Raw genomic sequence first — 24,040 nt, 5'->3', positions numbered from 1 at the left:
CGCATGGCGGAGGACGAACCCGATGTCCTGAGCGTGCCTGACCTCCAGCGGTTCTGCGAGTTTCTCTACGCGCGCACCGGCATGCAGTTCAACGAGACCAAGCGCTACTACATCGACCGCCGGGTGGCCGAAAGGATGGCGGCCAACGATGCGGCCTCCTTCGCCGCCTATTTCCAGCAACTGCGCGCCGATGCGGTCGAGGCGGAGCAGCTGATCAACAGCTTTACCGTCAACGAGACCTATTTCTATCGCGAGGACTATCAGTTCCGCTGCCTCAGCCGCAGCATCCTGCCGGAAATTGTCCAGAGCCGGGCGCCGGGCGACAAGATCCGGATCTGGTCGGTACCCTGCTCGACCGGCGAGGAAGCCTATTCGATCGCCATCTGGCTGCTCGAAAACTGGCGACTGGTCGATGTCTACAACATCGAGATCGTCGGGTCGGACATCGACACCCGCGCGCTCGGCGATGCCGTCGCCGGCTATTTCGGCGAGCGGGCCCTTTCACGCTTGCCGGCCGAGCTGCGCGACGCCTATTTCGAAGCCGAGCAAAAGGGCCAGCGTCGGCTGGTCGGTGATCTTCGGGAATCCGTCAGCTTCACTTCGGTGAATCTGGTCGATCCCGCCTCGACCATCGTGCATGGCAATTTCGACGTCATCTTCTGCCGGAACGCCCTGATCTATTTCGACGATGATTCGCGCCGCACCGCGGTCCACAACCTCTACGCTCAGCTCAATCCCGGCGGCTTCGTCTGCCTCGGGCATTCGGAATCCATGTCGCGCATCACCGATCTTTTCCAGATGCGGCGCTTCGAGGATGCCATCGTCTACCAACGCCCGAAACGCGCGTGATGGACGAGCTCCTCGAACAGTTCCTGATCGAAGGCCGCGAGCTGGTGCAGCAGGCTTCCGACGACCTGCTCGCCCTGGAGCAGAGTCCGAGCGACGCGCTGCTGATCGACAGCGCCTTCCGCAGCATCCACACGCTGAAGGGCTCGGTCGGCCTGTTCGACTTTGCGCCGATGGGCCTCGTCCTGCATGCCGCCGAGGACCTGCTCGGCGCGATCCGCGACAAACGGCTCGCGGTAGACCGCGACAATGTCGACGGCCTCCTCATCGCCGTCGGACAGACCGAGCGCTGGATCGACGCCATCGCCCATGCCGGGTCGCTGGCGGAGGATGCGGAGGACGTGGCCCGGCTCCTCGCGGCCAATCTCCGGGAACTGCTGGGGCTGTCTCCGGCGGCACCACTGCCCGAGCCGCTTCCGGCGCAGGCGGGCTGGATGGACCGGCTGCTCGCCGACCGGCTCGAAAATCCTTCGGACGAGCCGGTGCGGGTCGCCGTCCGGTATCTGCCCGATTCCGGCGCCTATTTCCGTGGCGACGACCCGATGGCTTTGGTTCGCAACGTCCCCGGCCTTGTCGCCTTGCGGATCGGCCTTCGTGACGCGGGCCCGGCTTCGGGCGACTACGATCCCTTCGCCTGCAATCTCGTCGTCGAATTCGCCTCGTCCGCCGCGCTGGAGGATGTGAAGGCCAGCTGCCGCTTCGTCGCCGACCAGGTCGAAATCGTTCCCATCACGACGAAGCCCGGCAAGGCGGCGCCCGTGCCTGAGAGCAGGCCCGTGGATGCCACCAGCAAGACCCTGCGCGTGGATTCCCGCCGGATCGACACGCTGGCGGAGATCGCCGACGAGCTGGTGGTGATCAAGAACGCTCTGTCCGACCTCACGGTCGAGGCCGGTACGGCCCTCGATCGAGATGCCCTCGTCGAAGCCCTCGCCGAACGGCAGGCGGTGCTGGAACGGCTGGTCGGCCGACTGCATCGGACGGTGATGAGCGTGCGACTGGTACCGCTGACGCCGGTGCTCAGCCGGTTCCCGCGCCTGGTGCGGGAGATCGCGGCCGGGCTCGGCAAGGAGGTCGACCTCCGGATCACCGGCGGGCAGGTCGAGGTCGACAGGTCGATTGCCGACGGCTTGCTCGACCCCCTGACACATCTGATCCGCAACGCGATGGATCATGGCGTCGAGTTTTCCGACCAGAGGCGGCAGGCGGGCAAGCCGCCCCGCGCAACGGTGGAGCTGGGCATCAGCCGGCAGGGCGACCATCTCCTCGTCCAGTTGCGGGACGACGGCCGCGGCATCGACCCCGGCGCCATCCGCCGGGTCGCGCTCGAACGGCAGCTCATGGGCGCGGAAGAGCTGGCGGCATTGCCGGACGCGAGCGTCATCGACCTCATCTTCCGGCCCGGTTTCTCGACGGCGGACCAGGTCACCGATCTCTCCGGACGCGGCGTCGGCATGGATGCCGTTCGCGCCGCCGTCGGCCGGCTCGGTGGCAAGGTGTCGCTGGAAAGCGTGCTCGGCCAAGGCACCACGGTCCGTCTGGTCCTGCCGCTGAGCAATGTGCTGACCAAGGTCGTCCTCGTCGCCTGTGCCGGCGAGCGCTATGGCGTGCCGATGGAGGCGATCGTCGAGACGGCGAAGATCGACGCTGAGCGGATCTTCCCGGTGCGCGCCGGCCGCGCCTTCATCCTGCGCGAGCGGACGATTCCGCTGCTGGATCTGGCCGTGCTGCTGGGTATCGCCGAGCCGACGCCCCCAGACCTGGAACACAAAGTGCTGGTGATCCGGATGGGGTCGGAGCTCGTCGCGATCGGTGTCGATGCCTATCTCGACCGGCGCGAGCTCTCGCTGCGGCCGATGCCGCAGCTTCTTTCGGGCATGCGCGGCATCGCCGGAACCGCCCTGCTCGGCGACGGGCAGATGATCCTCGTTCTCGACGTTGGAGACTTGATCGGATGACCATCAGGCTCGAAGACCCCGTCATTCATCTCGAGGGATCCTGCCACGTCGAGGAAGCGGAAACGCTTCTGACATTGCTGCAGGCCAAGAATGAACGGATTCTGGATCTGAGTGCCTGCGATCACCTCCACGCGGCACTGGTGCAGGTGATCCTCGCCCTTCGTCCGCCGGTTCGCGATAGCTGCTCGGACGCCTTCCTCCGTCGCTGGGTACTACCGGGCTTGTTGCGCGCGGATAGCCAGGCGCGGTAAGGCACGGCGTGCCGTGTGCTACACGACCTGAGCGTCCTTCCGGACAAGATGCCACTGAAAGGGATGACGATGGAAACCACGGTACTGATTGTCGACGACAGCAAGCTGGCAAGGATCGTCGTCGGCAAGACGGTCGCCGCGTTGCAGCCGGACTGGACCCGGATCGAGGCCGGCAACGCCGACGAGGCGCTGGCGATGTTCGACGCCCAGACGGTCGACGTCGTCCTTCTCGATTTCAACATGCCGGGGCAAAACGGCCTGGAGCTCGCGGAAGTCCTGCGCGCCCGCTTTCCCGACATGCCGATCGCGCTCGCCACCGCCAACGTCCAGGACGAGATCATCGCCCGGGCGCGCGCGGTGAACGCCACCTTCATCAGCAAGCCGGTCAACGAGGATGGCCTGCGGGGCTTTCTCTCGGGCGCGGCCCTGAAGCTGCGCTCGGCCCGGAAATGACCGCCATCCTCCTGACGGAACTCGAGCACGACGCGCTGACCGAGCTGGTCAATATTGGCGTCAGCCGGGCCGCCGTCAGCCTGCGCAAGATGATCGGCGATCAGGTTCTGCTGTCGGTGCCCTCGGTCGAGATCATCAGCCGCAAGGAAGCGGCGACGCTGATCCGCGAGCGCGAGGTCGACCAGCTGGTGGCGGTCCGCCAGTTCTTCGAAGGGGCCTTCTCCGGCCACGCTCTGCTGATCTTTCCGGAATCGAACAGCCTCGAACTCGTGCGCGCCGTCACCGGCGACGTCCTGTCGGCGGACGAGGTCCAGGAGATGGAGCAGGAAGCTCTCTCCGAGACCGGCAACGTCGTGCTGAACGGCTGCCTCGCCTCCATGGCCAACATGCTGCAGCGTCCGCTGACCATGTCGCTGCCTGAAGTCCATCGGGGCGACGGCCAGCGCCTGTTCGAGCTGGCGAACAAGCCTGCAGACAGCGGCGTGGTTCTGTTCCTCTACATCAACTTCACGATCAGCGGCCGCGACATTCGCGGTTATATTGCCATGCTGATGGATCTTGCCTCGCTCGAGGCGCTGAAGCAGTTGATCGGTGAGTTCCTGGAGCGGATCATGGACCCCGAAGGCATCACCGGTGGCGTATAGAACGGTAGCGACAGGCCTAACAAGGTGACGACGGGGTCGAAAGAAGTGTCGATGGCGCCAGCGACGGCAGCTTCACCAATGCTCGGGCTGGAAAGCCTGCGGATGTCGTTCGGCCCGATCCTGGAAAGCCTTATCCAATCCGGCCAGGCCATCGCGATCGCCGACCACCGCTTGCCGGACGATCCGCTCGTCTTCGTCAATGCCGCCTTCGAGAAACTCACGGGCTATGCCAGTGACGAGATTCTCGGGCGCAACTGCCGCTTCCTGCTGGCGCCGGATGCCGACCCTGCCACGCGGGCGCTCGTCCGCAGCGCGCTTGCGGAGAAGCGTCCGGTCACCGTCGAGATCCGCAATGCGCGCAAGGATGGCTCGACCTTCTGGAACCGCCTGCATCTGACGCCGCTGGCCGATGCCAGTGGTGAGACGGCATTCTACCTCGCCGCGCAGAACGACGTCACCTACGAACTGGCGCGTGCGCAAGCGGAAGAGGAGCTGCGGGCGGTCCACGCGCGGCTCGCCGAAGGCAAGGATCTCAGCCCCCTGGCGCGTGCGGTGCGCGGCGCCGTCGGCGCGTGGGAATGGGATGTCCAGAGCGGTCGCCTGTATGCCGATGCCCGCTTCGCCGAACTCTGCAGCCTGAATCCGGTGGAGGCCGTCGCGGGTCTGCCGACCGAGGCCTTCTTTTCGTCGGTTCATCCCGAAGACCACATGCGCGTCAGGATCGCCGTCGCCGGCATCCTGCGCGGCACCGAATTCCTGTCAAAAGATTACCGCCTCGTGGCCCCGAACGGTTCGACACGATGGGTTTCGGCACAGGGCAGCGCCGAACGGGATGCGGACGAAAATCTCATCCGCTTCACCGGCATTCTCGCCGACGTCACCGAGCAGAAGCGGGCCGAAGAAAAGCTTCGCATCGCCCAGAAGGCGGGGGGCATCGGCACGTTCGAATTCATGAGCGGGTTCGGCACAGTGGACGTCTCGGAGCAGTTCTGCCAGCTTCTCGGCCTGCACCCGACCGATGCCCTGCCGGTGCGCACCATCAACGCCGTCGTCCATCCCGGCGACCCTCCCCTGATCGGGAACCAGGGCGACCAGCTCGACGGTGAGCTTGGGCACCGCGAGTTCCGCATCATCCGGCCCGACAACGGAGAGGCCCGCTTCATCGCGCGGCGCGGCGAGCGCCAGCGGGACGGCCACACCTCCGGGCACCGGTTCATCGGCGCGATCTACGACATCACCTCCTTCAAGGAGGTCGAAGACAAGCTTCGGGTGCTGTCGGAAACGCTGGAGGCGCAGGTCCAGGAGCGGACCAAGGAGCGCGACCGCGTCTGGAACAATTCGCGCGACCTCCTGGCGGTGATCGACTCCGCCGGCGTGTTTCGCTCGGCCAATCCCGCCTGGCGGGCCGTGCTCGGCTTCGAACCGCAGGATCTCGTCGGCGGCAACCTCCTGGACCGGCTTGATGTCGCCGATGAGGTCGGACGGATCGCCGTCCGCGGAATCCCGGTGCTCGGCCTCACCGACATCGAGACCCGTTGTCTGCACCGGGATGGCGGCCTGCGCTGGATCGTCTGGAATACCTCGAACGAGGGCGACCTCGTCTACGTCTATGGGCGTGACGTCACGGCTGAGAAGGCACGGGCCGAAGTGCTGCGCCAGACCGAGGAGCAGCTCCGCCAGTCGCAGAAGATGGAAGCCGTCGGCCAGCTGACAGGCGGCATCGCGCACGACTTCAACAATATGCTGACCGGCATCATCGGCGGCATCCAGATGGTGCGCAGCCGGATCGCCAAGGGCAGGACCGGCGAAGTCGAGCCGATCATGGATGCCGTCGTGGCCTCGGCCCAGCGCGCCGCGTCGCTGGTGCACCGCCTGCTGGCCTTCTCCCGTCGTCAGCCCCTCGACCCGCAGGCTGTTGACGCAAGCGCCCTGGTGGCGTCGATGGAAGATCTGCTGCGCCGGACTTTGGGCGAGCAGATCGATCTGAGGGTGGCAGCCGACCCGGCGACCTGGTCGGCCTGGAGCGACGTCAACCAGCTGGAAAATGCCATTCTCAACCTCGCCATCAACGCGCGAGACGCCATGCCGACCATCGGCACGCTGACGATCGCCACCGGCAATGTCCGGCTGAACGCTGCCGATGTCGCCGGCCATCCCGGCCTGAAGATCGGCGACTACGTCGAGGTGAGTGTCAGCGACACGGGCGAAGGGATGCCGCCGGAGGTGGTGGCCAAGGCTTTCGACCCTTTCTTCACCACCAAACCGATCGGCCAGGGGACCGGCCTCGGCTTGTCGATGATCTACGGCTTCATGCAGCAGACCGGCGGCCATGTCACGATCGACAGCGCGATCGGCCGGGGGACGACAATTCGGCTGTTTTTGCCCCGCGACCTCGGTGCCACGGGCACGGCCGCCACAGCGTCGTCCGTCTCCCCCGTCACCGCGCCGCGCGGATCGGGGGAATCGATCCTCGTGGTCGAGGACGACATTTCGGTGCGGCTCTTGATGGTCGAGGTCCTGAAGGAACTTGGCTATGCCGTCCTGACCGCTTCGGCCAGCACAAGCGCCCTGCCGATCCTGGCTGCCGACGGCCCCATCGACCTCCTGATTTCCGACATCGGCCTTCCCGGCATGGACGGCCGGGAACTGGCCGAACAGGCGCGGCGACACAGGCCAAATCTCAAGGTGCTCTTTGTCACCGGTTATGCCGCCAAGGCCGCGGTCCGATCCGACCTGTTGGATCCCGGCATGGATCTGATTTCAAAGCCCTTCGAAATCGACGCCTTCGGCGCCAAGGTCAGGCAGATGATCCAGCAATAAATGCTGGCTGCCGATGCTTGGCTCCGTCGGGCGATATTCTGGCCATCGCACGCTGCAGCTGCCTGTCCGCTTTTGAGGCGCCTTCGCGGATCGCTGCCGTTCCGCAAAACAACCCATCATGGTCATTCCCGAACGTGATGGGTCATCTCGAAAGCGGACGCTCTGAAGGGGGTGGACGAGACTTCCTCGGCGCTCTGCCTCACCCCATCATGTCGATCACCACCTTGCCGAAAGCGCCGCGCGCGAGGTGCTCGAAAGCGGCGGGCAGTTCGGCGAGCGGATAGCGCGCATCCACGACCGGCCGGATGCCGGCTCGGTCGACCGCCCGCACGAGGCGCTCCAGTGCCCGGCGGCTGCCGGTGCCGATCCCGTGAATGGTGATGTTCTTGAGCATCAGGGGCATGGCAGGGGAACTGAACTCGAAGCCCTCGAGAGCGCCGATCTGGCAGACATGGCCGCCGACGGCGGCGAGTTCGACGGATTTGCCGAGATGGGCTCCGCCGATCACCTCCAGCACGATGTCGGCACCGCGATCGCCGGTGATCCGGTAGACCGCCTCCATCCAGTCTTCGGCATCGGCATCCACGAAGTGATCCGCACCCAGTGCGCGCACCCGCGCCTCGTTAGCGGATTGGCCGCAGACGATGACCTCGGCACCGCTCGCTTTGGCGATCTGAAGACCAAACAGCGCGACGCCGCCGGTGCTGGGGATGAGAACGGTGTCGCCGGTGCGCACGCCGGCGCTTTCCACCAGCGCAGACCAGGCTGTCAGCCCCGCCACCGGCAATGTTGCCGCCTGCCAGGGTTCAAGGCTCGCCGGCGCCTTGACGAACCACAGCTCCGGCATCGCGACGTATTCCGCCAGGACACCCGGATAGAACCCGCCGAGCGTCTGGTAGGCGGGAGTGCGGGCGGTGCCGGGACGAAGCCCGTCGATCCAGTCCGGCGTCGGCGTCGACACCACCCATTCGCCGACGGCGAAGCGGCTGGCTCCCTCCCCGAGGGCCACGATTTCACCGGCAAGGTCCGACCCCGGCGTGAAGGGGAACCGCAGCGGCAGGCCGCGTCCGCTCTCCACCACCATCTTGTCGCGGTAGTTCAGCGCCACGGCCGCCGCCCGCACGAGGACCTCCCCCCTGCCGGGCGTCGGTATCGGACGGTCGCGCAATTGCAGGTGGTCGAGCCCGATCGCATCGATCTCCCAGCGCCGCATGGTGGTCATCGCTCACATCCTCTCTTTCCGGAGCCGGAGGCCACTCCATCGACTGGCGATCGGCGCGCTCCGGTGTCGAGGGCAATGTGCGCCGTGGCATTGTACGAGAGAATGGTGTTAATCCGGCATCATTCGTTGCGCTGGAACTGTACAATGACGCCCGCTGAATTCGCCGAACTGCGTGCCTTCACGCTGGTGGCAGAGGAGCGGAGCTTCCGCCGCGCCGCCAAACGGCTCGGCCTGTCGCCCTCGGCCCTCAGCCGCACCATTCGGTCGCTGGAGGAGCGGTTGGGCGTCCGGCTCCTCAATCGCACGACGCGCAGCGTTGCGCCCACGGAGGCGGGTCAGGGCCTCTACGCCCGCATCGAGCCCACTCTGGCGGAGATGGACGCCGCCCTTCGCGAGACCGGCGCCTTCCAGGCACAACCGAAAGGCCTCGTGCGGATCAACCTGCCGAGCATTGCGGCAAGGCTTGTGGTGATGCCGCGTCTCGGTGCCTTTGCTGCCTCCTTTCCAGGGGTCGAGCTCGACCTCGTCGTCGACAACGAGATCACCGATATCGTGGCAAAGGGTTTTGACGCTGGCGTGCGGATCGGCGGCCAGGTGAACCGGGACATGATCGCGGTGCGCCTCACCCCGGACCTTCACACGGCCGTGGTCGGCTCACCGGCTTATTTCGCCGCGCACTCGCCGCCAGTGACCCCCCAGGACCTTTCCCGTCACCGCTGCCTCAGCTACCGCTGGGCCGAAAGCGGCGCCCTTCTCCCGTGGCGCTTCGCGCGGACCGGCAGGCCAGCCGCGACGATCGTGATCGGGAACGTGCTCACCACCAACGATACCGATCTCTTGCTCGCTGGCGCCCTCCGCGGCATGGGCCTTGCCTTCCTGCTGAAAGACTTCGTTGCCCCCTATCTCGAACGCGGCGAACTGGTACGGGTGCTGGCGGATCACGACGAACTGCTGCCGGGCTTCCACCTCTATTATCCCAGCCGAACGCGGATGCCGGCGGCGCTGCGCGCCTTTATCGACTTCATGAAGCTTGTCGACTAGCGGCTCGAACAGCACTGGAGACGGCGGAGCCGAATTTCGGAACCCATGGTCGACTCTCCTGCGGCCGTCATGCCGTGGCGAACGGGCACCCAACCGCGCTCGTCCGATCACGTCGAGGCATCGCCTCGTCGACGATCCGTTGCGGCGAGTTGAGCTTCAGGAGGCGACGCCGACCAACAGGAGAAGGGCGACGAAGACACCGATCGGTACGAGGTGGGAAAGCTCCCGATGGCGCAGGACGGTCGCCGCCGCCGCCACCATGACCGCCGCGCCGAGAAGCAAGCCTGCGCGGCGGCTGGAGGGGACGGCGATCATGACGGCGACCGCCAATTCCAGGACGCCGGTCACCCGGCACCACCAGGCAGGATAGCCCCAGCGGACGAAGCTATCCCGCTGGGCGGCCCTGCCCGCAGCATTGACCAGGCCCGCGCCCGCAAAGGCCGCGACGGCAAGCCAGATCGAGATGGTGTGCAACATGTCCGATGGCTCGTTTCCAATGGGGCGATCTGGTTTTTCAAGCGCGGCGATGGCCAGCATCCCGCCGGCGGCGCGCCCATCCGCGTACCGGGGTGAGCTTGGGAAGCTCAGCTGGTCGGCGGGGCCAAGAGCCGGGTGGCGACGTCCGCAACCCTGGCGCCGTAGAGCCGGCAAGTCTCGAGGTCGCCTGACGACATCTCGTCCGGCGCGGCATCCGCGTCGCACTGCGTCATCGGGGCGATGTAGGAACCCATCCGGTTCAGGTCGTCGCGCTGGGACGCCTTCACGTTCGCCGGCTTCATGGCGAGACTGACCCACAAGCCGCCGTGCTGGCCCGCCAGAAGGACGAAGTATTGCAGCGTGTTGAGCTTGTCGCCGTTGATGCTGGCGCTGTTCGTGAAGCCGCCGAACACCTTGTCCTTCCACTTCTCCTCGAACCATGGCTTCGAGGACGTGTCGGCGAATTTTTTGAACTGCCAGCTCGGACCGCCCATGTAGGTCGGCGAGCCGAAGATGATGGCGTCGGCGAGGGCAAGGGCGTTCCACTCGTGGTCCGAGATGTTGCCCTCGGCGTCGATTGCGATCAGCAACGCCGACGCGCCTTCCGCGACGGCCTCCGCCACGCGCTTCGTGTGTCCGTAGCCGGAGTGGTAAACGACAGCGGTCTTGGCGCTCGATTGGGTCATGGTGCCTCCGTGCGCCTCGACGATCGTCGTGATGACGATGCGATCCGACACGCTTCATTCCCCATCGATACTGTGCTCTCTACAGCTGATAAACGCCGCCAACAGGAACGCACTGTTCCTTCTGGATCGGCCAATAGAGAGTCCGCAGATGCAGAACCTGGAGCTGACTCTGATCTTCATCAGGGTCGCCGAGATGGGCAGCTTCACCCGGGCGGCGGACAGCCTCGGCATCCAGAAAGGACGCGCCTCGACGGCGGTCCGCCGGCTCGAGGAGGAAGTCGGCGCCCGGCTGCTGCACCGGACGACGCGAAGCGTCCACCTGACGGAGGACGGACGCGCGTTTCATGCAAGGGCCCGCGACGTGCTGGCCGACGTCGACGAACTGCATTCGATGTTCGCGGGAGAAAGCGTGGCGCTCCGCGGGCGTCTGCGGGTCGACCTGCCGACGGAGATGGCACGCACGACGATCGTTCCGGCCTTGCCGGACTTCCTGGCGGTCCATCCCGAACTGGAGCTGGAGCTGTCGAGCACGGACCGACAGGTCGACCTCGTCCAGGAGGGTTTCGATTGCGTCCTGCGGATCGGACCGATCGGGGACGAGACGCTGGTTGCCCGGCGGCTGGGACAGTTGCGCATGGTGAACGTCGCCAGTCCCGCGTACCTGGCGCGACACGGCATCCCCCGATCGATCGACGACCTGAGGCACCAGGGGCATCGAACGATCCACTACAGCCGGACGCTCGGCGCCAAACCCTATGGGTGGGAGTACCCCGACGGCGTCGGCGGCACTTATGCGACGCTGCCCCTGTCGAGTGTCCTTCAGGTCAACAGCGTGCAGACCTACGAGGCCGCGGGCCTTGCCGGCCTGGGACTCATCCAGGCGGCGCTGATCGGGGTGCAGCAGCATCTGGAGACAGGAGCCTTGGTGGAGATCATGCGCGATTTCCGGCCCGCGCCGCTCGATGTCTCGCTCGTCGTCGCCCATCGCAACAACCTGTCGCGCCGCGTTCGCGCCTTCATGGGTTGGATGGAGAGCGTGCTGTCGCCCTATCTGGAGTAGAGGCCGATGGAGAATGACGCGGCAGGCACCCCCGCTCGGTAAAGCTTCGCGTCGAGCGCAGAGGATCCGCCCACCCTGCCCGATGCAAGCGACGCAACTCTCTGATGACAAAAGCGTTACGGCCTGATCGAGAGCAAGGGAGGCCGAGATGGCGGAGAAGCAGACACCGCGCGGGAGAGCCCAGGATCGGGCGAAAGTCGCCGGAGGACAGGCATACGAGGTCGCGTACGAGGCCAAGAAGGAAGGCGTCAGCCGAGGCGACGTCCGTGAGGCCGTCAAGGGCGTCGGCAACAGCCGCAAGAAGGTCGAGGAGCAGCTCGAGAAGGACGAGTAGCCACGCCTCTCGCGCCGACGGCTCTTCGAGCACGGACGATGCTCATGCACGATAAGGAAAGCGACTTCCCCGATGACCATGACGTGGCCCTCGCGGCTTTGGATCGTCCGCCATGGCGAGAGCCTTGGCAACGTCGCGCGCGACGCGGCCATGGCGGCCGACCTCGCCCGCATCGATATCGCCCATCGCGATATCGATGTCCCCCTAAGCCCCCTCGGGATGGCGCAATCACGGTCGGTGGGACGATGGTTCGCCTCTTTGCCTGAGGAGGAGCGTCCCGAAGTCGTCCTCTCGTCGCCCTACCTTCGCGCTGTCGGCACCGCCTCCGCGATCGTCGAGGAAGCAAGCCTTGGAAGCAGCACTTGGTTCGTCGACGAGCGGCTGCGAGAAAAGGAGTTCGGCATCCTCGATCGGCTCACACGCTTCGGTATCGAAAGCGAGCATCCGGACCAGGCCGAATTCCGGCAGCTTCTCGGAAAATTCTATCACCGGCCGCCCGGTGGCGAGAGCTGGTGCGACGTGATCCTCCGGCTTCGCTCGATGCTCGACACGGTCAGCCTCCACTATAGCGGCAAACGGGTGTTGATCGTCGGCCACCAGGTGGTGGTGCTGTGCCTGCGGTACATTATCGAGAAGCTCGACGAGGAGCAGATCCTTGCCATCGATCGGGAAGGTGACGTCGCCAACTGCGCGGTCACGGAATACCGCACGCTGGCCGACGGCGACGGCGAACTGAAGCTCGAGCGCTACAACTTCGTCGCGCCTCTTCTGGAAGAGGGCACCGAAGTCACCGACGAGCCAGACGCCCGCATTGCCGCGCGATGAGCGACGCCATCCCGGTAGACCCTAATTTTTTACGCCGGCATCCTTTGCCTGAGATCGAAATATCCGCGGGCAAGGACGAACGGGGCACGGTGCTGATCATCGGCGCTAGCCGCGAGGTTCCGGGCGCCATTCTCCTCGCTGCGGAAGCGGCGCTGCGGGCCGGCGCGGGAAAGCTTCAGATTGCCACCGTTGCTTCCGTCGCCCTGCATCTGGCGCTGGCCATTCCCGAAGCGCGCGTGATCGCGCTCGAGGAGACGGCGGACGGCGAGATCGATCCTGGCTGCGCATCCCGCCTGGTCACCGAGGTGGAGAATGCGGATGCCGTTCTCATCGGGCCGGGAATGGCCGACGAGGGCGGCGCTCGCGCCCTCTCGCTGGCGCTGCTGGATATGGGGGGCAAAGCGGCCTTCGTTTTCGACGCTGCCGCCCTGACGGGTCTTCGCGACGAGCTGGAGGCGCTTTGCGCCTGTGGACGCGGATTCGCGATCACACCCCATCCCGGGGAGATGGCGACTTTTCTCGGCATCCATAAAGACGTGGTGGTCGGGGACCCCGAAAAGGCGGGAATGCAAGCTGCCGCTGCCGTCGGCGGAGTCGTCGCCATGAAGGGGCCGAAGACCTTCATCTGTTCGCCCGATGGCGGGTTGTGGTCTTGCGAGGGCGGCGGGATCGGCATGGCCACCTCGGGCTCCGGCGACGCGCTGGCGGGTCTCATCGCAGGATTGGCGGCGCGTGGCGCCTCTCCGTTGCTGGCCGTCCAGTGGGGCGTCTTCCTGCATGCAGAGGCAGGGCGGCGGCTGGCAAATCGGATCGGCACGGTCGGCTTCCTGGCGCGCGAGCTGGCCGGGGAAGTGCCGGGGATTCTGGCCGAGCTGTCCGCGCCCGGAAGCGCATAGTTCTGTCCGCGTCGCCCAGCCTGATCGCCGAAGACGATCGCTCGCAACGGATGTCTGCGCCCGAAGACGAGAATAGCAGGAGGCAAGGATTGCCGGTTCGCGTTGGTACTGCCGGCTGGTCGATCTCAGCGGTCGCGCGAGATCAGTTTCCGGCCGCCGGGACGTTGCTCGAGCGCTACGCGCAGCGATTGTCGATCGTCGAGATCAACACCAGCTTCTACCGTCCCCATCGCCGCACCACCTATGAGAGATGGTCGGCCTGCGTGCCCCCGGACTTCCGGTTCAGCGTCAAGCTTCCAAAGGCCATCACGCACGAGCGCCGTCTCCTGCACTGTTCGGACCTGATCGAGCGGTTTGCGGCGGAGAGCGGAGGGCTGGCGGAGAAGCTCGGAGCGGTGCTGGTGCAGCTTCCGCCGAGCTTCGCCTTTCCCGGTGATCTGGCGGAGCGATTTTTCGAGGACCTGACGGCTGCGACGGGTGCCCGCGTCGTCGTGGAACCCAGACACGCCAGCTGGTTCTCGGCGAAAGTCGAGGCGATGCTGATCCGGCAGCAGGTGGCACGGGTCGCCGCCGATCCGCCCCTGCATGGCTCGGGCGGACAGCCGGGTGGCTGGCCGAAACTGGCCTACTTTCGCCTGCACGGGACGCCGCGGATCTACGCTTCCCCCTATGACCAGCCATCGCTTGCAAGGCATGCCGCGAACGTCGCATCGCTGGCAATGGGTGGTGCCGCCGTCTGGACGATCTTCGACAACACGATGCACGGTGCCGCGGTTGAGAATGCTCTCCAGCTGCGGGGTCTTACCAGCTAGTCGTGCCCGCATGCGGCCACCGATTGGCTTGCCTCCCGTGGTGTTGCGCATTCGGGACGGCTCCCCGATCAGGCCTCTTGGTGGCTGGCGCCGTTTGCAGCTCCGCTGCGCCGGAAGGCCGCGCCTGGTCGCGGACCGACAAAGTTTTACCGGCTAATTAAAAGTCGATCGGGCAATCGGAACGCAGTTTCGTGGCGCCCGCTTACGCCCCCGGGAAGCAATGGAAATCACGCTATGATCCACCACGCGGGCGTCAGAAATTCTGGTTTTGGGCTCCGCGATGCGGACGCCGACAGAGGCCAGTGCCGGTCGGCAGACTGATGGCGATGCCGTTGACGCGATCACCCTCGGTGGTGGTCATCAGTGATTTCGTCGAAGGTTGGCCTCCAGCTTTCGGTGACGACACCGGATTCGACAGCGCCGGTTCCGGGTGGTGCAAGCGGCTGGTCGACCAGCCGTTTGCGCCGGTCGACGATATCGATCCAGCCCGGGGCGCCCTCGATGTCGTCGGTGGCTATCTCGAACGACTCCCCCTCGCCTGCATCAAGGAAGGTCTCTGCGACCATGCCGAGATCTGGCATCACTGGCGGGGAGAGGGGCCGGGGCCGTTCCGGCGCGACGGTCCGCTTCTGGCCCGGCGCAGTTTTCGTCTCGACCACGAGGGAGCACCCTTTTCGTCGAGGGATATGCTGGAATTCCTCGAGACCGTCGGTGTGCCGCATATCCTCTGCGTCTATGGGCTGGGCGTCGACACCGAGATCCTGTCGGCCTGCGCCAACAGCTTCAAGATCTACAACTCGATCGATGCGCCGGCGCTGCGGGTGCCTGCCGAGGTCAGCGGCCTGTTCGACCTCGTTCTAACCGGTGCCGACTGGCAGACGGCGGAAGTTCAGGCGCGACATCCCGGCATGGCCTGTGCCGTCATGCCGATCGGGCCGGAATTCGCCGACCCCCTGACCTTCCGGCCATTGGGTCTCGCCAAGGACTACGACATCGTCTACGTCGCCGCGGCACAGCCCTACAAGCGGCACGACATCCTGTTCGATGCGCTGGAGCGGCTGCCGCCATCCCTGCGCACGCTCTGCGTCTTCGGCTATGGCGAGATGGCCGACGACCTGCGCCGCCGCGCGGCGGACAGCGGGCTCGACGTCGATTTCGTCGGCCCGCCGGGCGTGCCCTTCGAGGAGGTCAACCGGCTGATGAACCGCGCCCGTATCGGCGTGGTCTGCGGCGTCGACGACGGCGCCCCGGCGATCCTCACCGAATACATGCTGGCCGGCCTGCCGGTGCTCGCTAATGCCCGGCTCAGCTGCGGCCGCCAGTTCATCCTGCCGGAGACCGGAAGGCTGGCCGAGGCCGCGGATTTCGCCGGCGCGATCACCGCGATGCTGGACGATCTGCCGGCTTTCTCCCCGCGGCAGGCGGTCCTCGATCGCTGGGCGTGGCCGCACACGATCACTCGCCTGCGCGGACTTATAGCTAAGACCAGATAAAATCAGGCTCGCCGATATTGCGTCGCGGAACCGTCGTCTTCAGTCGCCGTTCAATGATGCCTCTTGAACTGTGAGCATTTATCCCTTGTCGACATCCTCTCCTTCATTATCAAATTCAGTTGATCGGAGTGCGGGGGAGATCGGATCGGCAGGAAATGCCGTGATATGCTTTTCACATCTTCGCTGGGACTTCGTCTTGCAGAGACCGCAGCATCTGATGCGGCGCTTTGCGGCAGGGCGGAAGGTCTTCTTCTTTGAGGAGGCGATTCCCTGCGACCACCCGCTGGCCTATCTCGAATACCATCCCTTCCCCGCCGACGGCGTGATCGCGCTCCGACCGCGCCTGCCGCACTGGTGGAGCGAGGCCGAGCGCGAAGCCGGCTTGCGCCAGCTCCTCGACATGCTCGTCGCCACCAGCATGACCGCGCCGCCGGTGCTGTGGTTCTACACGCCGATGATGTTCGCCTTTGCCGGGACACTGCCGGCTGCCGCGGTCGTCTACGACTGCATGGACGAGCTCGCCAGTTTCCGTTTCGCCGACCAGCGCCTGCAGGGTCTCGAGCGCGCGCTGCTCGCCCGCGCCGACGTCGTCTTCACCGGCGGCCATAGCCTGTTCGAAGCGAAGCAACATCTGCACGGCAATATTCACGCCTTTCCCTCGGCCGTCGACGGGGTGCATTTCGGCCTTGCGCGTCAGGCGGAGACGCGCGTTCCCGCCGACCAGGCGGGGCTGTCCGGGCCGATCCTCGGATTCTTCGGAGTCATCGACGAACGCCTTGATCTTGCGCTCATCCGCTCGCTGGCCGAAGCGAGGCCCGACTGGCAGATCGTGATGGTCGGTCCGGTGGCGAAGATCGACCCGGCCGACCTGCCACGCCTGGCCAACATCCATTGGCTCGGCAATCGCGCCTATGCCGAGCTCCCGTCCTATCTCGCTGGTTGGGACGTCGCGTTGATGCCGTTTGCGATCAACGAGGCGACGCGCTTCATCAGCCCGACCAAGACTCCGGAATATCTCGCCGGCGGCGTTCCCGTCGTGTCGACGCCGATCACCGACGTGATCCGGCATTACGGCCAGCTCGACGCGGTGACGGTGGCGACGACGCCGGCGGCGTTCATCGCCGGCTGCGAGGCCGCCCTCGCGCTGCCGGCCGCGGGCTCCTGGCGCGCCGAGGCCGACGCCGTATTGGCGGATATCTCGTGGGACCGCACCTTCGCGTCCATGGACCGCCTCGTCGTCTCGTCGATCCGGCGTGCGCGGCCGCAGCATTCGGGCTCCGGCCGGGCCGATGCGGCCAATGATTCCGGTCCTGCCAGCCCGGCGCTGCGCAGATCCGGCCGCGCCCCCTATGACGTCTTGGTCGTCGGTGCCGGATTTGCCGGTTCCGTGCTGGCCGAGCGGCTGGCGGCAGGTTCCGGCAAGCGTGTCCTTGTCGTCGACCGACGCGACCATATCGGCGGCAACGCCTACGACCATCTGGATGCCGCCGGCGTGCTCGTCCACCGCTACGGTCCCCATATCTTCCACACCAACAGTCAGCAGGTGGTCGACTATCTCTCGCGCTTCACCGCCTGGCGGCCTTACGAGCACCGCGTGCTCGCCAGTGTCGGCGACAAGCTGATGCCGATGCCGATCAACCGCACCACGTTGAACCTTCTCTACGGCCTCGACCTGCAGGACGACGCGGCCGCCGCCGCCTTTCTCGCGGCCCGGGCCGAACCGGTCGAGACCGTCAGGACCTCGGAGGACGTCGTCGTCGCCGCCGTCGGGCGCGAGCTCTACGAAACCTTCTTTCGCGGCTATACTCGCAAGCAGTGGGGCCTCGACCCGTCCGAGCTCGACAAGTCGGTCACCGCGCGCGTGCCGACCCGCACCAATACCGACGACCGCTATTTTCAGGACACATTTCAGGCGATGCCGGAAAAGGGCTACACCGCGATGTTCGAGCGCATGCTCGACCATCCCGGCATCACCGTGGAGACCGGCGTCGATCACCGCGACCTCGGTGACCTCGACGTCGCGACCACGATCTACACCGGTCCGATCGACGAGTTCTTCGACTTCCGCTTCGGCAAATTGCCCTATCGCTGCCTCGCTTTCCGGCACGAGACGCACGACACGGAGACCTTCCAGGCCGTGGGCGTCGTGAACTACCCGTCGGAAGACGTGCCCTATACCCGTATCACCGAATACAAGCACCTGACCGGCCAGCGCCACGCCCGCACCAGCCTGACCTACGAGTTTCCCTGCGCCGAGGGTGACCCCTACTATCCTATTCCGCGCGCCGAGAACCAGACGGTCTACCGCCAGTACGAGGCGCTCGCGGCGACGCGGCCGGATGTCCACTTCGTCGGGCGGCTGGCAACCTATCGCTACTACAACATGGACCAGGTGGTCGGGCAGGCACTGGCGACCTATCGCCGGATGACGTCTGAGAAGGCGGGGGCTCCGGTTGGCACCGGCACGGCGGCAGCCCTGCCGACGTCCTGATGCGGGCAGTCCACGGCCGGCCGCGCCGCCTGCGCGTCTGTCTGGCAACCGATAGTCTGGAGCCATCCGGCGTCGGCGAGCATATCCTCCTCCTCGCCGAAGAACTGGCCGGGACAGTGGATGTGGTCATCGCCGCTGCGCCGCAGTCCGGTCTGCTGGACAGTGCCGGGCGGCGTGGTTTCGCGCTGCGCGATCCCTCCGACGTGGCGGATTTCGCCGGCTGGCTGGGCGCTATCGACATCCTGCACGTGCATGCCGGCATCGGTTGGGAAGGCCACGAGCTGGCGCGTCTCGGCCGCACCGCCGGTGTCCGAGCGGTGGTGCGCACCGAACACCTTCCTTACGTGATCACCGATCCCGCGCAGGCCCGGGCCCATGCCGAGAGCGTCGCCCTGGTCGACCGGCTGATCTGCGTCTCGTCCACCGCCGCCGCCAGTTTTGGCGCCGTGGGCTTGGACAGCCTGCGGATCGTCACCATTCCCAACGGTGTCCGGCCGCGGCCGATTGGCGATGGCCAGCAGATCCGGCGGGAACTCGCCCTTGCCGACGACGCCCCGGTGCTGCTGACGGTGGCCCGCTTCACCGAGCAGAAGGGACACGCCGTCCTGATCGCCGCGCTGCCGGCGGTTCTCCTGGCCTATCCCGAGGCTATGCTGCTGCTGGCCGGAGCCGGACCACTGCGCCCCGCGATCGAGGCCGACATTGCCCGACGCGGCCTCGGCGACCGGGTGCGCCTTCTCGGCAGCCGCGACGACGTCGGCGACCTGCTGGCGGCGGCGGACCTCTTCGTCCTGCCTTCGCATTTCGAGGGCCTGCCGCTGGTCGTGCTGGAGGCGATGGCCGCCGCCGTGCCGGTGGTGGGCACCGCCATCGGTGGCACGATCGAGGCGGTCGAGGACGGGGTTGCCGGCTGGCTGGTGCCGCCGGGCGAGCCCGCCGCGTTGTCGCGCGCCGTGATCGCCGCCCTCTCCGATCCGTCCGCCGCGCGCGCTGCCGGCTGTGCCGGGCAGGCGCGCTTCCGCCGCCAGTTCCAGGCCTCGGCGATGGCCGAGGCGACCCACCGCGTCTACCGCGACCTTGTTCCAGACCCTCAGCAGGATGACCGCATGCCCCCCATCAGAATTGGTTTCATCGGTGCCGGCGGCATCGCCCACCGCCATCTCGGCGTGCTCGAAGGGTTCGACGACGTCGCCGTCGTCGCCTTCGCCGACACCGATCTCGCGCGTGCCACGGAAGCCGCAGCCCGTTTCGGCGCGAAAGCCTTCGACGATCACGAGACGATGCTGGACGCGGTCGAGCTGGACGCCCTGTTCATCTGCATTCCGCCCTTCGCCCATGGCGCGCCCGAACGCGCCGCGATCGCGCGCGGCCTGCCGTTCTTCGTCGAGAAGCCTGTGTCGCTCGATCTTGCCACGGCCGAAGAAATCGCCGCGGCCGTGGCTGAAAAGGGGCTGATCACTGCGGTCGGCTATCACTGGCGCTATCTCGACACCGTCGACGAGGCCCGGGCGCTTCTCGCTAACAATCCGGCGCAGCTCCTCTCCGGCTACTGGCTGGATTCGACGCCGCCGCCGCAGTGGTGGTGGCATGAAGACCGCTCCGGCGGCCAGATGGTCGAGCAGGCGACGCATCTCATCGATCTCGCCCGCTTCCTTGTCGGCGAGGTCGACGAGGTCTATGGCCGCGCCAGCCGGATCGACAGGCCGGAGTTTCCCGGCCTCGACGTCGCGACCGTCACCACGGCCAACCTCACCTTCGCCTCCGGCGTCGTCGCCAATCTCTCCTCCACCTGCCTGCTCGGCTGGAGCCACCGCGTCGGCCTGCACATCTTCGCCGACAAGCTCGCCATCGAGCTGACCGACCGCGACATCATGGTCGATACCGGCCGCGGACGCCCGGTGCGTGGCGCCGACGGCGATCCGGTCTGGCGCGAGGACCGCGACTTCATCGACGCGGTGAAGGGCGGCGAGAACCGCATCCGTTCGCCTTATGCCGAGGCGCTGCGCTCACATCGTCTGGCGCTCGCCGTCGTCGAATCCGCAAGCTCCGGCGCGCCGGTGAAGCTGACGCCGGATGCCGCGCCCGCCATGACCTACGCGCCGCTGCAACACCCGCCGCGGCCGGCGCCTGAGCCGAGGCACGGCCACCGCGAGGTCCGCTCGCTGGGGGTCGAGCGGCCGGGCGAAGCCTATTTCTTCGGCTATGACGAGGGCCCGCCCAATGACGCGCAGGTGCGGCTCGACACGCTCTACACTGGCTTCTCCGCCGGCACCGAGCTCACCTTCTACAAGAACACCAATCCCTATCTGCATTCGCGCTGGGATGGGGGTCGCGGCGTCTTCGTGCCGGGCGAGGCCGGCCAGCACTTTCCCGTGCCCTTCCTCGGCTACATGGAAGTCGCGCGCGTCGCCGAAAGCCGCCAGCCGGCCTTTGCGGTGGGGAGCACGGTCGCGTCTGCCTACGGCCACAAGTCCGGCCATACCGCCGACCCCTTCCACGAGGTGCTGATCCCGGTGCCGGCCGACATCGACCCGATCCTCGGCATCTATGTCGCGCAGATGGGCCCGATCGCCGCCAACGGTATCCTGCATGCCGATGCCGAACTGGGAGGGCCGAACGTCACACGCCTGGGCGAAAGCCTGACAGGGCGGCCGACTCTGGTGATCGGCGCCGGCGCGGTGGGCCTGCTCACCGCCCTGTTCGCCGCAAGGGCCGGTGCGACCGAAGTCGTGATCGCCGACCCCTCGCCTTTCCGAAGGGCCAAGGCCGAAGCGCTCGGCTTCACCGCCATGGACGAGGGCCAGGCGTGGAACCATGCCAAGGCCAACTGGCACCATGGCGGCGGCGACCGCGGCGCCGACGTCGTCTTCCAGACCCGGGCCGACGCCCGCAGCCTCCACGCCGCGCTGCAGGCACTCAGGCCGCAGGGCACGGTCATCGACCTCGCCTTCTACCAGGGCGGCGCGGACGCGCTGCGCCTCGGCGAGGAGTTCCACCATAACGGCCTTTCCATCCGCTGCGCGCAGATCAACCGCGTGCCGCGCGGGCTCGGCTTTGCCTGGCACCGCCGCCGCCTCGCGGCGGAGACGATCGGCCTCCTGCAGGAGCGCGGCCGCGACATCGCAGCCGAGATGATCACCCAGGTCGTGCCCTTCGACGAGGCCCCGCGGTTCCTGAAGCATCTCGTCGACGAGCGCCCGGATTTCCTGCAGATCGTCTTCAAGGTGCAGGATTGATGCCTCCGGCTGCATCCGCCGAAGAGGCGGCGCCCATCCGCATCCTCTTCGTCTTCGCCTGGCTGGTGGTGGGCGGAGAGGAAACCGAGGTGCGGCTCCTCGCCGAGCATCTCGATCCCCGGCGCTATCGCCTCGACGTCGTCGCCTGCTTCCGCAAGCCCGGCATGCCGGAGCAGACCCATGCGCAGCTGCAGGCGCTCGGCGTCGACGTCGACCGCACGCCCTACAACCTCTCCTTCGAGGACACGGTCTCCTATCTCGCGGGCAAGATCCCGGGCTACGACATCGTCGTCTCCTGCCAGAACGTTGCTGACATCTACCCGCCGCTGGAGCGGCTGCATCTCCGCCCGCCGCTGATCGAGCATGGCGGCCTGGTTTCGGAAGCACTGGGCGGGCCAAAGCATCTGACGGCGCGCTATGTCGGCGTCTGTCGCTCGATCCGCGATGCCGCCGCCGGCCGGATGCCGGGGCGCGAGCACCACGCCCTCGAAATCCCGTCGATGGTCGATCTCTCCGCCTTCGACCCGGCCGACCGGGCGGCGACGCGCCGGGCGCTCGGCATTGCCGACGGCGTGCCTCTGGTCGGATGGGTCGGCCGGCTCGATCCGAAGAAACGCGTCGAGGATTTCATCGACGCCGCGACCCTTGTCGCCAGGACCCGTCCGGATGCGCGATTCCTCGTCATCGGCGGTCCCGACGCCTTCATGCCGGAATATGCCGAGGCCTTGCGAGCCCGCGCGGCGGCGGCAGGCCTTGGCCCAGCGCTGCGCTTTCTGGGCGACCGGCCTGATATTCCGCAGCTTCTGTCGGCGCTCGACGTCTTCGTCTGGCTGTCGCGCGGCGAGGGCATGCCGCATGTCGTCGCCGAAGCCGGCGCGGCCGGCCTGCCGGTGGTCGTGACCGCCGACAACGGCACGCTGCAGCAGGTGGAGGAAGGCGTCAGCGGCCTCTTCGTGCCGCATGAAAATCCCTCCGCCGTGGCCGCTAGCGTTCTGCGTCTCCTCGACGATCCCGGTCTTGGCCGCCGCCTGGGGCAGGGCCTCCGCGACAAGGTCGCCAGCACCTATTCGACGTCCGTCGTCGTCGCGCAGTGGGAGGCGCTGTTCGAGGGCGTGCTGGCGGAGCGCCGGCAACAACCCCTCCCGGCCCCGTCCCTGTTCAAGAGCTTCTTCCACGGCGGCTTCGAATCTTCGACGCACCGCCGCGCGCACGACCGCCGCCGCGTTGACATGATTTCCGCGACCCGTCACGACACAGAGGCGGAGAGCGACTTCCGCGTCCTGCAGCGTCTCGGCATCCTCACGGTCCGCGACGGGCTGCGCTGGCACCTGATCGAGACGGCGCCCGGCGCGTACGATTTCACCAGCCTCGTCTCCCAACTCGCCGCCAGTCGCGCCACCGGGATGCAGGTGATCTGGGACGTCCTGCATTATGGCTGGCCGGATGACCTCGACATCTGGGGGCCGGATTTCGCGCCGCGCTTTGCTAATTTCGCCGCCGCCGCGGCGCGGGCGATCGCGGCTGAGACGGACGGCCCGCCCTTCTTCGCCCCGGTCAACGAAATCTCCTTCTTCGCCTGGGGCGGCGGGGATGCAGCCTATCTCAACCCGTTTGCGCGGGGGCGCGGCCACGAAATGAAAGTGCAGCTCGCCCGCGCTTCCATCGCGGCGATGGAGGCGATCCTGGCCGCCGTGCCGGCCGCCCGTTTCGTCCACGCCGACCCCGTCATCAACGTCGTCTGCGACCCCGCCCGGCCCCATGAAGCGGGTGCGGCAGAAGGCCATCGACAGGCCCAGTTCCAGGCCTGGGACATGCTGGCCGGCCATTCCTGGCCTCAGATCGGCGGCCGGCCGGCTCTGCTCGATATCGTGGGGGTCAACTATTACTCGAACAATCAGTGGATCCACGGCGGCCCGCCGATCGACCGTTTCCATCCGCACTACAAGCCGTTTCGCCGCATTCTGATCGAGACCTATGCCCGCTACGGCCGTCCGATCTTCGTCGCCGAGACCGGGATAGAGGGCCTCCACCGCCCGGACTGGCTGGCCTATGTCTGCCGCGAGGTGCGCGCGGCGATGGAGTCCGGCGTACCGGTCGAAGGCATCTGCCTCTATCCCGTGCTCGACCATCCCGGCTGGGACGATGAGCGCTACTGTCCCAACGGGCTTCTGGAATTCGCGCCAGTGACCAGCCTGTCGGCCCGCTCCTTGTATGATCCACTCGTGCAGGAAATGGACCGACAAGTCGCCGAATTTCGACACTTCCACAGCCTGTGGAAATAGGCCGGGCTCGTCCCGCGCGAGCGCGGGCCTGCAGCCGAGGTAAGCTGTCGCGAAAGCGGGACCGCTCATCTTCGAAGCGCGCCGTCCCGCTTTCGGTTGTTCTTCCTGCCGACAAAGCTTCGCGCGTCAACGCCGACCCAGCGAGGAAGCCTGTCCCGTTCACGCGCGTCGCGATGCCGGCGCGATCGGGCGAGGCCTTCGCAGGCGACTGGG

Annotated in this window: 19 protein-coding genes; 16 read left to right on the top strand and 3 right to left on the bottom strand. The window is 66.8% G+C overall.

Going from position 1 to position 24,040, the window contains the following annotated elements; genetic code table 11:
* Nucleotides 1-3: 3 nt before the first annotated feature.
* From IEX88_RS04775 to IEX88_RS04750, 6 genes are all read left to right on the top strand, one after another.
* The gene (locus IEX88_RS04775) at nucleotides 4-849 is read left to right on the top strand and encodes a CheR family methyltransferase (RefSeq protein ID WP_244639846.1); all 846 of its coding nucleotides are present in this window, start codon (nucleotides 4-6) and stop codon (nucleotides 847-849) included.
* Entirely contained in the window at nucleotides 849-2,804 is a 1,956-nt protein-coding gene (locus IEX88_RS04770; protein ID WP_188849441.1) for a chemotaxis protein CheA, read from the top strand. Before IEX88_RS04775 ends, IEX88_RS04770 begins: the two co-directional genes overlap by 1 nt.
* The gene (locus IEX88_RS04765) at nucleotides 2,801-3,055 is read left to right on the top strand and encodes a hypothetical protein (protein ID WP_188849440.1); all 255 of its coding nucleotides are present in this window, start codon (nucleotides 2,801-2,803) and stop codon (nucleotides 3,053-3,055) included. The genes IEX88_RS04770 and IEX88_RS04765 overlap by 4 nt, the downstream gene beginning before the upstream one ends.
* A gap of 69 nt (nucleotides 3,056-3,124) precedes the next feature.
* On the top strand, nucleotides 3,125-3,508 hold the full coding sequence (locus IEX88_RS04760) for a response regulator transcription factor (RefSeq protein WP_188849439.1): 384 nt from the start codon (nucleotides 3,125-3,127) through the stop codon (nucleotides 3,506-3,508).
* On the top strand, nucleotides 3,505-4,152 hold the full coding sequence (locus IEX88_RS04755) for a chemotaxis protein CheX (RefSeq protein ID WP_188849438.1): 648 nt from the start codon (nucleotides 3,505-3,507) through the stop codon (nucleotides 4,150-4,152). The genes IEX88_RS04760 and IEX88_RS04755 overlap by 4 nt, the downstream gene beginning before the upstream one ends.
* A 51-nt stretch (nucleotides 4,153-4,203) precedes the next feature.
* Entirely contained in the window at nucleotides 4,204-6,972 is a 2,769-nt protein-coding gene (locus tag IEX88_RS04750) for a hybrid sensor histidine kinase/response regulator (RefSeq protein ID WP_188849437.1), read from the top strand.
* A 199-nt stretch (nucleotides 6,973-7,171) separates the two neighbouring features.
* Here the strand turns inward: IEX88_RS04750 and IEX88_RS04745 are convergent, their stop codons facing one another.
* Nucleotides 7,172-8,185: a zinc-dependent alcohol dehydrogenase family protein gene (locus IEX88_RS04745; protein WP_308423827.1), complete on the bottom strand. Its 1,014-nt coding sequence runs from the start codon at nucleotides 8,183-8,185 to the stop codon at nucleotides 7,172-7,174.
* Nucleotides 8,186-8,338: 153 nt separating this feature from the next.
* On the opposite strand from IEX88_RS04745, the gene IEX88_RS04740 reads away from it, so the two are divergent.
* Nucleotides 8,339-9,235: a LysR family transcriptional regulator gene (locus tag IEX88_RS04740; RefSeq protein ID WP_188849435.1), complete on the top strand. Its 897-nt coding sequence runs from the start codon at nucleotides 8,339-8,341 to the stop codon at nucleotides 9,233-9,235.
* Between the two features lie 156 nt (nucleotides 9,236-9,391).
* On the opposite strand, the gene IEX88_RS04735 is transcribed toward IEX88_RS04740, so the two are convergent.
* Together IEX88_RS04735 and IEX88_RS04730 are read right to left on the bottom strand one after the other, a co-directional pair.
* Nucleotides 9,392-9,712, bottom strand: coding sequence for a DoxX family protein (locus tag IEX88_RS04735; protein WP_188849434.1), 321 nt, complete (start codon nucleotides 9,710-9,712; stop codon nucleotides 9,392-9,394).
* Nucleotides 9,713-9,819: 107 nt separating this feature from the next.
* Complete coding sequence (locus IEX88_RS04730) at nucleotides 9,820-10,398, bottom strand: flavodoxin family protein (RefSeq protein WP_188849433.1); 579 nt, start codon at nucleotides 10,396-10,398, stop codon at nucleotides 9,820-9,822.
* Between IEX88_RS04730 and IEX88_RS04725 the strand changes: the two genes are divergently transcribed.
* From IEX88_RS04725 to IEX88_RS04685, 9 genes are all read left to right on the top strand, one after another.
* Nucleotides 10,379-11,458, top strand: a complete 1,080-nt coding sequence (locus IEX88_RS04725) for a LysR family transcriptional regulator (RefSeq protein ID WP_244639843.1) — start codon at nucleotides 10,379-10,381, stop codon at nucleotides 11,456-11,458. The genes IEX88_RS04730 and IEX88_RS04725 overlap by 20 nt on opposite strands.
* 148 nt (nucleotides 11,459-11,606) lie before the next feature.
* Nucleotides 11,607-11,792, top strand: coding sequence for a DUF3606 domain-containing protein (locus tag IEX88_RS04720; protein WP_188849432.1), 186 nt, complete (start codon nucleotides 11,607-11,609; stop codon nucleotides 11,790-11,792).
* A gap of 72 nt (nucleotides 11,793-11,864) precedes the next feature.
* Entirely contained in the window at nucleotides 11,865-12,617 is a 753-nt protein-coding gene (locus tag IEX88_RS04715) for a histidine phosphatase family protein (protein ID WP_188849431.1), read from the top strand.
* Nucleotides 12,614-13,513 carry an NAD(P)H-hydrate dehydratase gene (locus tag IEX88_RS04710; RefSeq protein WP_188849430.1) on the top strand — a complete coding sequence of 300 codons (900 nt, stop codon included), beginning with the start codon at nucleotides 12,614-12,616 and terminating at the stop codon, nucleotides 13,511-13,513. Before IEX88_RS04715 ends, IEX88_RS04710 begins: the two co-directional genes overlap by 4 nt.
* Before the next feature lie 89 nt (nucleotides 13,514-13,602).
* Nucleotides 13,603-14,325 (top strand): DUF72 domain-containing protein, encoded by a 723-nt coding sequence (locus tag IEX88_RS04705; protein ID WP_188849429.1) that lies wholly within the window; start codon nucleotides 13,603-13,605, stop codon nucleotides 14,323-14,325.
* Nucleotides 14,326-14,657: 332 nt separating this feature from the next.
* Nucleotides 14,658-15,818: a glycosyltransferase family 4 protein gene (locus tag IEX88_RS04700; RefSeq protein ID WP_373289548.1), complete on the top strand. Its 1,161-nt coding sequence runs from the start codon at nucleotides 14,658-14,660 to the stop codon at nucleotides 15,816-15,818.
* A 217-nt stretch (nucleotides 15,819-16,035) separates the two neighbouring features.
* A complete protein-coding gene (gene glf, locus IEX88_RS04695) occupies nucleotides 16,036-18,309 on the top strand; it encodes a UDP-galactopyranose mutase (RefSeq protein ID WP_188849810.1) in 2,274 nt (757 codons plus the stop codon).
* Entirely contained in the window at nucleotides 18,309-21,545 is a 3,237-nt protein-coding gene (locus tag IEX88_RS04690) for a glycosyltransferase (protein ID WP_188849427.1), read from the top strand. Before glf ends, IEX88_RS04690 begins: the two co-directional genes overlap by 1 nt.
* Nucleotides 21,545-23,827 (top strand): glycosyltransferase family 4 protein, encoded by a 2,283-nt coding sequence (locus tag IEX88_RS04685; RefSeq protein WP_188849426.1) that lies wholly within the window; start codon nucleotides 21,545-21,547, stop codon nucleotides 23,825-23,827. Before IEX88_RS04690 ends, IEX88_RS04685 begins: the two co-directional genes overlap by 1 nt.
* Nucleotides 23,828-24,040: the final 213 nt, after the last annotated feature.

Source organism: Aureimonas glaciei (assembly GCF_014643375.1).
GTDB classification, from domain to species: Bacteria; Pseudomonadota; Alphaproteobacteria; order Rhizobiales; family Rhizobiaceae; genus Plantimonas; species Plantimonas glaciei.
This window is presented reverse-complemented; position numbering and strand designations above follow the sequence as displayed.